Source organism: Streptomyces sp. NPDC058274 (assembly GCF_042881375.1).
Lineage (GTDB): Bacteria > Actinomycetota > Actinomycetes > Streptomycetales > Streptomycetaceae > Streptomyces.
Window position 1 is genome coordinate 403,158 of sequence record NZ_JBHVXW010000006.1, and the last position, 13,705, is coordinate 416,862.

The following is a 13,705-nucleotide window of genomic DNA, read 5'->3' on the forward strand; positions in this document are numbered from 1 at the left end:
GTGTCGCGCGTGCGCGGCACCGGTTCCTGCGGTGCGGCCGGACGGTGAGGTCCGGTTCCCCGCGGTGATGTCAGAGCGCGTCGGGCCCGCGCTCGCCCGTCCGCACCCGCACGACCGTCTCCACCGGTACTGCCCAGACCTTCCCGTCGCCGATCTTCCCTGTGTACGCGGCCCTGACGACCGCGTCGATCACGGCGTCCGCGTCGGTGTCCCCGACGACGACCTCGATGCGGACCTTCGGGACGAGGTCGACCCGGTACTCGGCGCCGCGGTACACCTCGGTGTGGCCGCGCTGACGGCCGTACCCGCTGGCCTCGGTGACGGTCAGCCCGTGCACGCCGAGTTCCTGGAGGGCGGTCTTGACCTCGTCGAGGCGGTACGGCTTGACGATGGCGGTGATGAGCTTCATGCCTGGGTCTTGACCTTCTGCGCGGTGGGGAGGGACGAGGAGACCGGGGCGCCATGGCCCAGGACCCCGTGATCGTAGGCGCTCTCGGCGTGCACCGTAAGGTCCAGACCCGTCTGCTCCTGCTCCTCATCCGCCCGGAAGCCCATGAGCCGGTCGAGCAGCTTCCCGAGGCCGTACGTGACGACGAAGGCGTACGCCCCCACGGCCACGACGGCGACCAGCTGCTTGCCGAGCTGGGCGAGTCCGCCGCCGTACAGGACGCCCTCGGCCCCGCCCGTCATCGCCTCCGTCGCGAAGACGCCGATGAGCAGCGTGCCGATGATGCCGCCGACCAGATGGACACCGACGACGTCCAGCGAGTCGTCGTAGTTCAGCTTGAACTTCCAGCCCACGGCGTACGAGCAGACGACACCGGCGGCGAGACCGACGACCAGCGCGCCGATCAGTGACACCGAGCCGCAGGACGGGGTGATGGCGACGAGGCCCGCGACCGCGCCGGACGCCGCGCCCAGGGTGGTGGGGTGGCCGCGCCGCTGCTCCACGAAGAGCCAGCCGAGCAGGCCGGTGCAGCCGGCGGTGAGGGTGTTGAGGAAGGCGGCGGCGGCGAGGCCGTTGGCGCCGAGGGCCGAGCCGGCGTTGAACCCGAACCAGCCGAACCACAGCAGGCCGGCGCCCAGCATCACCATCGGCAGGTTGTGCGGGCGCATGGCGTCCTTCTTGAAGCCGAGCCGCGGGCCGAGGACCAGGCACAGGGCGAGTCCTGAGGCACCCGAGGTGATCTCGACCGGCAGACCGCCGGCGAAGTCCAGTGCGCCCAGCCTGTCCAGGATCCAGCCGCCGGGACCCCACACCCAGTGGGCGACGGGAACGTATACGAGCAGCGCCCAGAGCGGCACGAAGACCAGCCATGCCCCGAACTTCGCGCGGTCCGCGATCGCGCCGCTGACCAGCGCGGCCGTGATGATCGCGAAGGTCAGCTGGAAGGTCGCGAAGAGCAGGGTGGGCACGGTGCCCTGGACGCTGTCCGGGCCGAGGCCCGCCATCCCGGCGTGCCGCAGGTCGCCGACGAGTCCGCCGAAGGCGTCGTCGCCGAACGCGAGGGAGTAGCCGGCGGCCAGCCAGACGACCGTGACCAGGGCGATCGACACGAAGCTCATCATCAGCATGTTGAGGACGCTCTTCGTGCGGACCATGCCGCCGTAGAAGAGGGCCAGGCCCGGGGTCATCAGCAGGACGAGCGCGGTGGCGGCGAGCAGCCAGGCGGTGTCGCCGGTGTCGATGCGAGCGGCGGCCAGGGTCACGGTCTCCACGGACGGATCTCCTCGGTGCGGGGGCGTCCGTCAGAGGGTCACCGGCCCGCGTTTCGGGCGGCGCACACCCGCGTTTCCGGCGTGTTTCGTGTTGCGGGGGCGTTTCCGGAAGCTCACCGCGGCGCTTCGGGGCGCACGGCGTGCACCGGGCCTCCGACGATCAGGGACAATGGGCGCCATGAGCGTTCGTACCCAGTCCTCCGAGCCGCCGGAATCTTCGGGGGCACCCCACCGCGCCGGCTTCGCCTGCTTCGTGGGCCGCCCCAACGCGGGCAAGTCCACCCTCACGAATGCTCTGGTCGGCCAGAAGGTGGCGATCACCGCGAACCAGCCGCAGACCACGCGGCACACGGTCCGGGGCATCGTGCACCGCCCCGACGCCCAGCTGATCCTGGTGGACACGCCTGGACTGCACAAGCCGCGCACCCTGCTCGGCGAGCGGCTCAACGACATCGTCCGCACCACCTGGGCCGAGGTCGACGTCATCGGCTTCTGCCTGCCCGCCAACGAGAAGCTGGGCCCCGGCGACCGCTTCATCGCGAAGGAGCTGGCGTCGATCAAGAAGACGCCGAAGATCGCGATCGTCACGAAGACCGACCTCGTGGACGGCAGGACGCTCGCCGAGCAGCTCATCGCGATCGACCAGCTCGGTACGGAGCTCGGCTTCGAGTGGGCCGAGATCGTGCCGGTGTCCGCGGTCGGCGACGAGCAGGTGGACCTGCTGGCCGACCTGATCGTCCCGCTGCTGCCGGAGGGGCCCGCGCTCTACCCCGAGGGCGACCTCACGGACGAGCCCGAGCAGGTGATGGTGGCCGAGCTGATCCGTGAGGCGGCCCTGGAGGGAGTGCGGGACGAACTGCCGCACTCCATCGCCGTCGTCGTCGAGGAGATGCTGCCGCGCGAGGACCGGCCCGCCGACAAGCCCCTGCTCGACATCCACGCCTTCGTCTACATCGAGCGGCCCAGCCAGAAGGGCATCATCATCGGGCCCAAGGGCAAGCGGCTGAAGGAGGTCGGCATCAAGTCCCGTAAGCAGATCGAGGCGCTGCTGGGTACGCCGGTCTTCCTCGACCTCCATGTGAAGGTCGCCAAGGACTGGCAGCGCGACCCCCGCCAGCTGCGCAAGCTGGGCTTCTGAGGTCCAGGTCCTGGGGGCCTCGGGCCTGACTCGGTGTCATGTCCCGCAGGCCCACCACCCGCAGGAACCGAAGCCGCTCCGGAACTACTCCGGGGGCTCCGCGATGAGCGCCGTGGCGACCCGCCGGAACCCGAGGCGGGCGTAGATGCGGGCCACGTCGTCGTCCCCGGCGGACAGGAACACCGTCCGGACACCGCGAGCGGTCGCGTCGGCCACCAGGGCGGCCGTGACGGCGAGGCCCAGACCGCGGCGACGGGCGGACGGCAGTGTGCCGACGCCCGCGATCTCGGTCACGTCGCCGACGGGCAGATGCATCCCGGAGCACAGCGCGCCGCCGTCCTCGACCGCCGCGGCCAGCACCGTGCGGCCCGCCCGGATGCGGTCGGCGGCGGCGGGCACATCGGCGGCGCGGGCGGCGGTCTCGGCGGTCAGTTCGGCGGGGCCGGCCTCGCCCAGCGCGGTGCCGGGTGCCGCGAAGGCCAGATGCGGCACCGCCAACGCGCTTGCCAGCAAAGGGTCGTCGGGGCCGAGCAGGCGGACGAGGGGATGCGGGCCGGGCAGCGGCGCGTCCTCGTCCCGGACCATCAGTGGATGCTCGTGCACCCGCAGTCCCGACGCCTCGACGGCTCCCCGCAGCCCGGGCGTCACCTCCGCCACCCACTCGAACGCCTCGGGCACCCCGAGCACCCGCTGCCGGGCCCTGACCCGGTCGACGTCCTCGGCGGTGGCCGCCGGGCCCGGCCGGCCCGGCGTGGGCCGCGCGTAGTACGGCCAGCCGGGCGTCTCGCGGACGAAGAGGGTGAGCGGGCCGAAGTCCTCGGCCCGGGCCGAGGCGCGCGGTACCGCGTCGTAGTAGCGCTCGAGCCGGTCGAGAGAGGTGCGCGCAGTGGTCATGGAGGCCATCCAAGACGAACGACCCGTTCACGGCACCCGAATTGAGCCCCGGTGGCCGTTGCGCCGTCGGCTCGGGCCACCCCCCTTCGGCTCGGCGAGGGCCGGCGCCGGGGGTGGTGCCGGTTCCGTCGTCATCCCCGGGCCCGCAGGGCCTCCCGCAGCCAGGCGTACGACGCCTTCGGTGTCCGTTCCAGCGTGTCGTAGTCGACGTGGACCAGCCCGAAGCGCCGGGCGTACCCCTCCGCCCACTCGAAGTTGTCCAGCAGCGACCACACGAAGTAGCCGCGTACGTCGACGCCGGCCTCCCACGCCCGGTGCAGCGCCCGGACATGGCCGTCGAGGAACGCGATCCGCTCCTGGTCGTCCAGGCCTTCGTAGGAGCAGCCGTTCTCGGTGATGACCACCGGCGGGAGCCGGTCGCCGTAGCGGTCGCGGAAGCCGGTGAGCAGCTCCGTCAGCGCCTCCGGTACGACGGGCCAGCCGAAGTTGGTGACCGGATAGCCCGTCAGTTCCCTCACGGAGAAGGGGAGTTCGGCCGGGAGCGTGAGACCGGAGAACTCGATCTCCGCGCCTTCGGGGGCGCCGACCTTCGTCGGCTGGTAGTAGTTGATCCCGTACCAGTCCAGCGGTTCCGCGATGACCTTCAGGTCCGACTCGACGTCACCCGGCAGGAGTTCGGCGATGCCGTCCGGGTAGCGGCCCAGCAGCAGCGGGTCCGCGAACAGGCGGTTGAGGAGGAGGTCGTAGAAGTCGGCGGCCGCCACGTCCTCGGGCCGCTCCGACGCCGTCCAGGTCGGGCCGTGCGAGTTGGCGATCCCGAGGTCCCTGACGCCGGCCGCGCGCAGCGCCCGTACGCCGAGGCCGTGCGCCAGCAGCTGGTGGTGGGCCACCGGCAGCGCGTCGAACAGCAGCTGCTTGCCCGGTGCGTGCGCACCGAGGGCGTGACCCAACAGGGTGTGTTCCGCGGGCTCGTTGAGCGTGATCCACTTCCGCACGCGGTCGCCGAGGCGCTCGGCGACGACCGCGGCGTACTCGGCGAAGCGCTCCGCCGTATCGCGGTTCAGCCAGTCCAGGTCCGCCGGCAGGTCCCAGTGGAAGAGGGTCGGCACGGGCTGTACGCCCGCCGTGCACAGCTCGTCGACGAGGCGGTCGTAGAAGTCCAGGCCGCCGGGGGAGTTCACCCGGGGCCAGGAGACGGAGAAGCGGTACGCGTCCACGCCGAGGCCGGCCAGGAGCGCCACGTCCTCCCGATAGCGGTGGTAGTGGTCGCAGGCCACCGCCGCCGTCGAGCCGTCCTTGATCCGACCGGGTTCGGCGGTGAAGGCGTCCCAGACCGAGGGGCCGCGCAGGTCGGCGGCCCCCTCGATCTGGTGGGCCGAGGTGGACACGCCCCAGAGGAAGCCGGGCGGGAACTGCGGGAGAGGGTTCGTCGCCATGCGCGCGATCATCCTTACCCGCAGTAACGGAAGTCAACGGGGCGGTGCGGACTGGCCGATACGGGGTCGCCGGGCACCGTCGCCCTTTACGCCCCCTCCTTCAACACCCGTGAAATCAGGCTCCGTTGCTCCTCCGTCAGTCTCGGGTCGGCCGCGTACACCGTCTTCCCGTCCACCGTGATCTCGTAGCTGAAGCCGTCCGGGACGCCGATGGGGGCGGCGCCCCGGCCGGCGGCGAGCGCCTGCTCGGCCAGGGCGTGCCACTCGTGGGCATCGGGGCGTCCCGAGGTGTTCACCTCGCCGTGACGTTCGATGCCCGCGAATCCACCCGTGCGCCGTACCTGAATACGCATGGGTCCTGTCTAGTGCGAGTCGGGGCCGGCGGCTAGGAGGTGGGGACTCCGACCTGTTCCCATGCCTTCAGGACGGCCTGCAGTTCCTCGCCGTCGTTGAAGCGGGTGCGTGCCGCGGCGATCGTGAGCCTGGCGAAGTCCGTGAACAGGGCCTGCTGGCCCAGTTCGCCGCCGGTCAGCACGTCGTACCAGATCTGGCCCGCCCGCTCCCAGGCATGACCGCCGAGGGCGGTGGCGGCCAGGTAGAAGGCGTGGTTGGGGATGCCCGAGTTGATGTGCACGCCGCCGTTGTCGCGGCCGGTGCGGACGAAGTCGTCCATGGTCGCCGGCTGCGGGTCCTTGCCGAGCACGTCGTCGTCGTACGCGGTGCCCGGCTCCTTCATGGAGCGCAGTGCCGTGCCGGTGACGCGCGGGGCGAGCAGGCCCGCGCCGATCAGCCAGTCGGCCTCGGCCGCGGTCTGGCCGAGCGTGTACTGCTTGATGAGCGAGCCGAAGACGTCGGACATCGACTCGTTGAGGGCGCCCGGCTGGCCGAAGTACGTGAGGTTCGCGGTGTACTGCGTGACGCCGTGGGTCAGTTCGTGTCCGATGACGTCGACCGGGATGGTGAAGTCGAGGAAGATCTCGCCGTCACCGTCGCCGAACACCATCTGCTCGCCGTTCCAGAAGGCGTTGTTGTAGTCCCGGTCGAAGTGCACGGTGGCGTTCAGCGGCAGGCCCTCGCCGTTGATCGAGTTGCGGGCGTACGCCTTCAGATAGAGCTCGAAGGTGGCACCGAGGCCGGCGTAGGCGCGGTTGACCGTGGCGTCCTTGCCGGGCTTGTCGCCCTCGCCGCGGACCTTCTTGCCCGGCAGCTCCTGATGGTGGCGGGCGTCGTACAGGGTGCGGTGCGGCTTGTCCTCGGCCGCGTCCCGGGGCGCGGCGACGGCGGGCGCGCCGAGCACCGTGGTCAGCCGGCGGTGGGTGCGCTCCAGGGCGTCGCGCTCCAGGGTGCGGCGCGCGGGACCGGCGAGCGCGGGGTCCTCGTGCCGGGCGAGTGTGTCGAGGACGTGGGGCGGGACGATGGTGCAGAAGACGGGCTCGAAGCCCCCGTTGGTGGTCATGCCCGGCACCCTTGCACTGAGTCATATGCCTGTCACTACCTGCAACCATGATTGGTGAAATGCGGCGATAAGGAACGTCGCGCTCCGCCCGAAAGTGGTATGGCGCACTTTTTATCCGGATTGTGCCGGCGGTCCCGCATACTGATACGGGTCCCGCGCATCCGGCGCGGCTCCGCTAGGCTGCGGAGCATCATGCGTTTCGGGCTGCTTCTCCTTAGCTGCCGCGGCGAGGGCCTGTAGTCGTAGGCCGACCCCCTCCCCGCGGAGTCTGGCGTTGCGCCGTCGGCCGTCCTTTCGGACACCTTCGAGGAGCCCTCGCATCATGCCGAACCGCCAGCAGCCCACCTCCCTGCCGATCCACCGGTACCGCCCGTACGACCAGGTCGACATCCCCGACCGCACGTGGCCGGACCAGCGGATCACCGCCGCTCCCCGCTGGCTCTCCACCGACCTGCGGGACGGCAACCAAGCGCTGATCGACCCCATGTCGCCCGCCCGCAAGCGCGAGATGTTCGACCTGCTGGTGAAGCTGGGCTACAAGGAGATCGAGGTCGGGTTCCCCGCCTCCGGCCAGACCGACTTCGATTTCGTCCGCTCGATCATCGAGGACGAGACGGCGATCCCCGACGACGTCACCATCTCCGTACTGACCCAGGCCCGCGAGGACCTGATCGAGCGCACGGTGGAGTCCCTGGTCGGTGCCAAGCGCGCCACGGTCCACCTGTACAACGCCACGGCCCCCGTCTTCCGCCGGGTCGTCTTCCGCGGCTCCAAGGACCAGATCAAGCAGATCGCCGTCGACGGCACCCGGCTGGTCATGGAGTACGCCGAGAAGCTGCTGGACGAGCGGACCGCCTTCGGCTACCAGTACAGCCCGGAGATCTTCACGGACACCGAGATCGACTTCGCCCTGGAGGTCTGCGAGGCGGTCATGGACGTCTGGCAGCCCGGCCCGGACCGCGAGATCATCCTCAACCTGCCTGCCACGGTGGAGCGTTCGACCCCGTCCACGCACGCGGACCGATTCGAGTGGATGAGCCGCAACCTGTCCCGCCGCGAGTACGTCTGCCTGTCCGTCCACCCGCACAACGACCGCGGTACGGCGGTGGCGGCCGCCGAGCTGGCGCTGATGGCCGGCGCCGACCGCATCGAGGGCTGTCTGTTCGGGCAGGGCGAGCGCACCGGCAACGTCGACCTGGTCACCCTGGGCATGAACCTGTTCAGCCAGGGCGTGGACCCGCAGATCGACTTCTCCCAGATCGACGAGATCCGCCGCACCGCCGAGTACTGCAACCAGATGGAGGTCCACCCGCGCCACCCGTACGTGGGCGACCTGGTCTACACCTCCTTCTCCGGCTCCCACCAGGACGCCATCAAGAAGGGCTTCGACGCGATGGAGGCCGACGCGGCCGCCGGCGGTGTCACGGTCGACGACATCGAGTGGGCCGTCCCGTACCTGCCGATCGACCCGAAGGACGTCGGCCGCTCGTACGAGGCCGTCATCCGCGTCAACTCGCAGTCCGGCAAGGGCGGTATCGCCTACGTCCTGAAGAACGACCACAAGCTGGACCTGCCGCGCCGGATGCAGATCGAGTTCTCGAAGATCATCCAGGCGAAGACGGACGCCGAGGGCGGCGAGGTCACCCCGAAGGACATCTGGGCGATCTTCCAGGACGAGTACCTGCCCAACCCCGGCAACGCCTGGGGCCGGGTCCAGGTCAAGACCGGGCAGACGACGACGGACCGCGACGGCATCGACTCGCTGACCGTCGAGGCGTCGGTGGACGGCCAGGACACGGTCCTGACCGGTACCGGCAACGGCCCGATCTCCGCGTTCTTCGACGCCCTGCAGTCCATCGGCATCGACGTACGGCTGCTGGACTACCAGGAGCACACGATGAGCGAGGGCGCGTCCGCGCAGGCCGCCTCGTACATCGAGTGCGCGATCGACGGCCAGGTTCTGTGGGGAATCGGTATCGACGCGAATACGACACGTGCCTCGCTGAAGGCCGTGGTCTCCGCGGTCAACCGCGCGGCTCGCTGACCAGCCTGACCGGCGCTTTTGTGGCCCCGTCCGCCTTTTGAGGCGGACGGGGCCACGTCGTTTACCGGCCAATCACCGGTGAAGGCTCCGTGAGGTCTCGCCCTGGGTACTGACTCCGCGTCGACAATGTGGCTAACATCACGCCAACGCGGCGATGTTGCCGTGGGGTTACGGAGGTGCGACGTGCTGCCAGAATGGGGACGGAACGACCGTAATGTCCGTGTTGGTCGTGTGTCCCGTGTTCTAGGCATCCGCACCGCGTGGACCACCGTCGGCGACGGCGAGTTCTTCTGCCCCGGCTGCGGGGGCGACCGCAACTACCAGCGCCTGACCGGCCGGCGCCGCTTCACGGTGCTCGGCGTCCCGGTCCTGTCGCGCGGCGACACCGGGCCCGTCGTCGAATGCGCCGCCTGCCGCCGCCACTTCGGCGCCGACGTTCTCGACCACCCGACCACGACCCGCTTCTCGGCGATGCTGCGCGACGCCGTGCACACGGTCGCGCTCGCGGTGCTCGCCGCGGGCGGCACCTGCGCCCGTGCCGCGCTGGAGACGGCCGCCGCGGCCGTCCGCGCCGCGGGCTTCGACGACTGCACGGAGGAACAGCTGGACGCCCTCGTCGAGGCCCTCGCCGCCGACACCGGCCGCATCTTCGGGGAGCCGTGCGGCGCCGGTCTCGCCATAGAGCTCCATGAGGCGCTGGACCCGCTGGCACCGCACCTCGCCCCGACGGGCCGCGAGGCGATCCTCCTGCAGGGCGCGCGGATCGCCCTGGCCGACGGGCCCTACACACCCGCCGAGCGGGACGTGCTCGCCACGGTGGGCGCGGCGCTGACGATCTGCACGGACGATGTGACGCGGCTGCTGGCGGCGGCGCGGACGCCTTCCTGAACCGGCGCGTCGCACGGGGTGTGCGCTGCTGCCGCGCGCACGCCGTCGGGTACGGATCCGCACCCCGGCACGCGCTGCCCGGTCCGCGTACTCCGGGGGAGCAGTCCGGATCCCCGTCACCCTCCGCAGTAGCCCCGAACTCGGATCCGGACCCGGGCGCCCACGGCTGGACGCGACCTCGGCGTCCGCGGTTGGACGCGACCCGGGCGTCCGCGGTTGTACGTGACCTTGGCGTCCGCGGTTGTACGCGACCTCGGGTCCGCGGTTGGACCGGCTCCCGGCGCCGCACCGTCGCCGGGCCGCTCGGGCCCGATGCGTCGGCGCGCGAGTCGGGGCCGCGGTGCGGGCGGCGTCAACAGCAGCCGTGGCGGCGCGACATGAGCCTCGCCGGGCCACTCGGGCCCCATTCGTCGGGGGCGCGAGTCGGGGCCGCGGTGCGGACGGCGTCAACAGCAGCCGTAGTGGCGCGACATGAGCCTCGCCGGGCTGGTCACCCCGGCGGTCGGGCCGGTGGCGCGGCAGACTCGCTTCCGGCGCCGGAGTGGTGCGCGGGAGGCGCGTCCTGGGGGTGGACCGTCCTCATCCCGGGCAGGTTCGCCTTGCGCACCGCCCTGCCGACGACCCATGCCGACGGAACCGGGCCGTGATGCCGGGAATCCGTGCTCACGGGCTGGTTGTCGCCCAGGACGACCACGTGACCGGCGGGCACCGGTGCACCCGGCTCCCCGCCCGGCACGTCCGCGGGCAGGGCATCGCCGGGCAGGGCCGCGATCCGTTTGATCGTCAGCCGGCCCACCATCGTGTGACCCTCGGGTGCCTGACCGGTCGGCGGCATGTCCACGATCACCACATCGCCGCGGCGCAGCCGCGTCGCCGCCACGCGCCGGCCCACCACCCAGTCGCCCGGCAGATAGGCCGGACTCATGCTCCGGCCGTGCACCAGCACCAGAACGACGGTCCGGCGGACCCAGGCCAGTGTCGTCCGAGCGGCGGCAAGGAACACCACGGCCAGCGCCACGGCAGCGAGGAGCCAGATCACCTTCCCGCCTCCACGGGCTGTCCCGGAACGTTCGCCAACGGGCCGGCAGTTTCGGACCGGTAGCCCTCGGCCTGCGCCGCGAACATCCCCGCGTACAGCCCTCCGTACGCGATCAGCTCGTCGTGCGTCCCCCGCTCGGCCACCTCGCCGCCGTCGACGACCAGCAGCTCGTCCGCCTCCCGTACCGATCCCAGCCGGTGCGAGATCAGCACGCTCGTGCGGCTTCCGCGGTACTCACGCAACTGGCGATGGATCCTGGCCTCGGTCTCGGCGTCCAGGCCGGAGCTGGGTTCGTCCAGGATCAGCAGGTCCTGGCGTCCGCGCAGATACGCCCGCGCGATGGCCAGCCGCTGCCACTGCCCGCCCGACAGCGTCACGCCCCGGTCGCTGTCACCGTCCTCCTCGTCGCCCTGGAAGAAGATCCGGGAGAGCAAGGTGTCGTACCCGCGCGGCAGTTCCCGGACGAAGGCGTCCGCGCCCGAGCGCTGCGCCGCCTCCGTCACCCGCTCGAGCGAGGCGTTCGGCAGATCGCCCAGCGCGATGTTCTCGTAGGCGCTGAGGTCGTACGTCATGTAGTCCTGGAACACCGCGCCGATCCGGCGTCGCAGCTCCGCCGGGTTCATGTCCCGCAGGTCCACGCCGTCCCACAGGACAGCGCCCCGCTCGGGGTCGTACATGCGGCAGAGCAGCTTCACGATCGTGCTCTTGCCCGCGCCGTTGCGTCCGACCAGTCCGAGGGAACGGCCGTGGCCGACACGGAAACTGACGCCCCGCAGCACCCACGGATGTTCGGGGGAGTAGCGGAACCACACATCCCGGAACTCGATGCCCGAGGACAGCACGGGGACCGGCGACGGCTTCTGCGGCACCGGAAGATCCGTCTCACCGTCGACGATGGACAAGTAGTGCCGGAACATGAGCAGTTGCTGATGGGACTTGGCGATGTCCCGCATGAGCCCGGATCCCGCGGACTGGACTCCGGCCACGGACGCGATCATCAGCGATACGTCCCCCAGGGAGATCCGCCCGTTCAGTGCCGCGAGCACCGCCCAGATGACAGCCGCACCCGCGCTGCTCGCGGTGATGAGACCTGCCAGTGTCTGAGCCGCCAGCTCCTGCCGGTCGAGCCTCGCCCTGACGGAGTTGGCCTTCAGCTTCTCGCGTGTCATCCGCGCGGAGAGCTGCTCGCCTGTGTCGAACAGCCTTATCTCCTTGGCCGCCTGAAGGTTCGTCAGCAATTCCCGGTAGAAGATCTCACGTCGTTCCGTCGGGCCGATCTGCCAGTAGGCACTCACCCTGCGCTTCGCGAGCCACATCTCCGACGCCAGCACCGGTATGACGGACACGACGACGACCGCCGGCAGCCACCAGGCGAGCAGCACCAGTGAGCCCAGGAATCCGCCGGCCATGGCCACCGCGCGCACCACGGACAGCACCGTGGCCACCAGCACGCCGGGAGTGGCGCCGCCGTGCTGCTGCGCGAGCCGCAGGCGGTCCACGAACGCCGGGTCCTCGAACCGGGCCAGTCCCACGAGCCGGCCGGTCGCCTCGTAGAGCTGCTGCTGTGCCAGCAGGCCCACGGCGCGCTCGAACTCCTTGTTGGCGTACATGAGCACCTGGGGCAGGCAGCCGGTGAACAGTCCCGCGGCGGCGAGACCCACCGCCAGGGCGACGACATGGCCGCGTTGCGCGCCGCCTGAATGGGTGAGGACGTCGAGAAGCGACTTGGTCAGCCAGGCGGCAGCCACGGGGGTCACGGCGCTCGCGAGGGTGAGCAGCGCGAGGACGCACGTCCCCCAGCGCGAGGCACGCCAGGTCAGCCTCAGGGCCTTGAGGACTCCCTGCGTCGTCGTCACGCGTCCACCAAGGACGACACGTTCCCGATCAGTGAACCCGCCGCCCTGACCACCTTGTCCGGGCCGATCACCGCGAGCGCCGGGTACACCCGTGCGGCCAGGGCCACGGACACCGGACCGTCCAGTTCCTCGATCACCACGGTGGCCACGGGCTCGGCGAGCACACGCTTCGCCTCGACCTGCTCGGGCGTCCCCACCAGCAGGGCGAGTGCCCGCTCGCGGGAGGTTCCGCGCGACTGCACGAACGAGACGAACTCCGGCAGCCGCTCGTCGCACTTGCCGCAGCCGTGCGCGAAGATGCCGACCACCGTGTGCCCGTCCGTCAGAAAGTCATCGGACAGGTGCTCGCCCTCGGTGGTGACGGTGGTGAACGTGCCCACCTGCTCGCCCACCGCCAGCATCACGTCGGGGGTGCCCGGGTTCAGATCCAGCCCGCTGTACCTGGTCCGCTCCTCGATCTCGCGCAGTCGCCGCAGGACCCCCACGGTGAGCGCGATGTTCAACACGCAGAGTGCCCCGAACAAGGCGGTCAGTGCGATGACGTACGGCATGGTTCTTACCCTTCTTGCCTGAGCGGCCGCAACAGCCGGGAGATGTCGTCGGTGAGCAGCGTCACGCCGGCGGCCGCGGCGCCGAACACGAGCGAAGTGGTCACGCCCGCGACTCCGCCGGCGTCCCCGCCCGCCGCCTGCGCTGAGAGCACGCCGGTCAGCGAACCGGCCAGCAGGAACGCGTTCCTCACCAGATGCGCGGGGCCCACGGGGGCCGAGGAGGCCGCGCCGAAGCAGCGGCAGGCGACCTGCTCACCGCGCCGCACGGTCGCAACGATCGCCACGGAGAAGGCGCCCAGCAGTCCGGTGGCGAGGACGAATCCGGCGAGGGACGTCATCGGCAGCGCCAGCAGGACGACGGTCACCGCCTCCGTGACGATCACCGCCACCGCTGTGGGCCCGGCGGGAAGACGGGGCGCCAACGCCCGTACCGAGTCGGTGAATTGGTGAAACGTGTGCCGGCCTTTGAGCTTGCCCGCCACGGAGAGCACGAACACAAGGGTGATGAAGGCGCGGCAGGAGATGAGAACATGGGCCATGGAGGGTTCACCTCTGGATGACGGCGTCGCGCCCCCCCAAACAAAGCGGGCGCACCCACCGAGGAATGACATAACAATTTGCAACACGGCGACCACTGGGCCCCAGTGGGGTATTACGTGAGCCCGCGAGCGGACGCAAAGTAGT

13 protein-coding genes are annotated in these 13,705 nt (G+C 70.8%); 3 read left to right on the top strand and 10 right to left on the bottom strand.

Going from position 1 to position 13,705, the window contains the following annotated elements:
- Positions 1-70: 70 nt before the first annotated feature.
- Positions 71-409 (bottom strand): P-II family nitrogen regulator, encoded by a 339-nt coding sequence (locus ACFVYF_RS15950; protein ID WP_389455794.1) that lies wholly within the window; start codon positions 407-409, stop codon positions 71-73.
- The gene (locus ACFVYF_RS15955; RefSeq protein WP_389455818.1) at positions 406-1,710 is read right to left on the bottom strand and encodes an ammonium transporter; all 1,305 of its coding nucleotides are present in this window, start codon (positions 1,708-1,710) and stop codon (positions 406-408) included. Before ACFVYF_RS15955 ends, ACFVYF_RS15950 begins: the two co-directional genes overlap by 4 nt.
- A gap of 178 nt (positions 1,711-1,888) precedes the next feature.
- Between ACFVYF_RS15955 and era the strand changes: the two genes are divergently transcribed.
- Positions 1,889-2,857, top strand: coding sequence for a GTPase Era (era, locus tag ACFVYF_RS15960; protein WP_389455795.1), 969 nt, complete (start codon positions 1,889-1,891; stop codon positions 2,855-2,857).
- A gap of 84 nt (positions 2,858-2,941) precedes the next feature.
- On the opposite strand, the gene ACFVYF_RS15965 is transcribed toward era, so the two are convergent.
- The 4 genes from ACFVYF_RS15965 to ACFVYF_RS15980 all read right to left on the bottom strand — a co-directional run bounded on the left by ACFVYF_RS15965 (position 2,942) and on the right by ACFVYF_RS15980 (position 6,643).
- Positions 2,942-3,751 (bottom strand): GNAT family N-acetyltransferase, encoded by an 810-nt coding sequence (locus ACFVYF_RS15965; RefSeq protein ID WP_389455796.1) that lies wholly within the window; start codon positions 3,749-3,751, stop codon positions 2,942-2,944.
- A gap of 131 nt (positions 3,752-3,882) precedes the next feature.
- Positions 3,883-5,199, bottom strand: coding sequence for a GH1 family beta-glucosidase (locus ACFVYF_RS15970; protein WP_389455797.1), 1,317 nt, complete (start codon positions 5,197-5,199; stop codon positions 3,883-3,885).
- 74 nt (positions 5,200-5,273) lie between these two features.
- A complete protein-coding gene (locus ACFVYF_RS15975; protein WP_389455798.1) occupies positions 5,274-5,540 on the bottom strand; it encodes a protealysin inhibitor emfourin in 267 nt (88 codons plus the stop codon).
- A 32-nt stretch (positions 5,541-5,572) separates the two neighbouring features.
- A complete protein-coding gene (locus ACFVYF_RS15980) occupies positions 5,573-6,643 on the bottom strand; it encodes a M4 family metallopeptidase (RefSeq protein ID WP_389455799.1) in 1,071 nt (356 codons plus the stop codon).
- Positions 6,644-6,965: 322 nt separating this feature from the next.
- Here ACFVYF_RS15980 and leuA point away from each other — a divergent pair, with 322 nt between their 5' ends.
- Both leuA and ACFVYF_RS15990 read left to right on the top strand, forming a co-directional pair.
- The gene (gene leuA, locus ACFVYF_RS15985) at positions 6,966-8,687 is read left to right on the top strand and encodes a 2-isopropylmalate synthase (RefSeq protein ID WP_389455800.1); all 1,722 of its coding nucleotides are present in this window, start codon (positions 6,966-6,968) and stop codon (positions 8,685-8,687) included.
- 183 nt (positions 8,688-8,870) lie between these two features.
- Positions 8,871-9,575, top strand: coding sequence for a TerB family tellurite resistance protein (locus ACFVYF_RS15990; RefSeq protein ID WP_389455801.1), 705 nt, complete (start codon positions 8,871-8,873; stop codon positions 9,573-9,575).
- Between the two features lie 490 nt (positions 9,576-10,065).
- Here ACFVYF_RS15990 and ACFVYF_RS15995 read toward each other — a convergent pair whose 3' ends face one another.
- The 4 genes from ACFVYF_RS15995 to ACFVYF_RS16010 are packed head-to-tail and all read right to left on the bottom strand — an operon-like array spanning position 10,066 to position 13,560.
- The gene (locus ACFVYF_RS15995) at positions 10,066-10,614 is read right to left on the bottom strand and encodes a S26 family signal peptidase (RefSeq protein WP_389455802.1); all 549 of its coding nucleotides are present in this window, start codon (positions 10,612-10,614) and stop codon (positions 10,066-10,068) included.
- Positions 10,611-12,470, bottom strand: coding sequence for an ABC transporter ATP-binding protein (locus ACFVYF_RS16000; protein WP_389455803.1), 1,860 nt, complete (start codon positions 12,468-12,470; stop codon positions 10,611-10,613). Before ACFVYF_RS16000 ends, ACFVYF_RS15995 begins: the two co-directional genes overlap by 4 nt.
- Positions 12,467-13,021: a hypothetical protein gene (locus tag ACFVYF_RS16005; RefSeq protein ID WP_389455804.1), complete on the bottom strand. Its 555-nt coding sequence runs from the start codon at positions 13,019-13,021 to the stop codon at positions 12,467-12,469. The genes ACFVYF_RS16000 and ACFVYF_RS16005 overlap by 4 nt, the downstream gene beginning before the upstream one ends.
- 5 nt (positions 13,022-13,026) lie before the next feature.
- Positions 13,027-13,560, bottom strand: a complete 534-nt coding sequence (locus ACFVYF_RS16010; RefSeq protein ID WP_389455805.1) for a MauE/DoxX family redox-associated membrane protein — start codon at positions 13,558-13,560, stop codon at positions 13,027-13,029.
- Between the last annotated feature and the right edge of the window lie 145 nt (positions 13,561-13,705).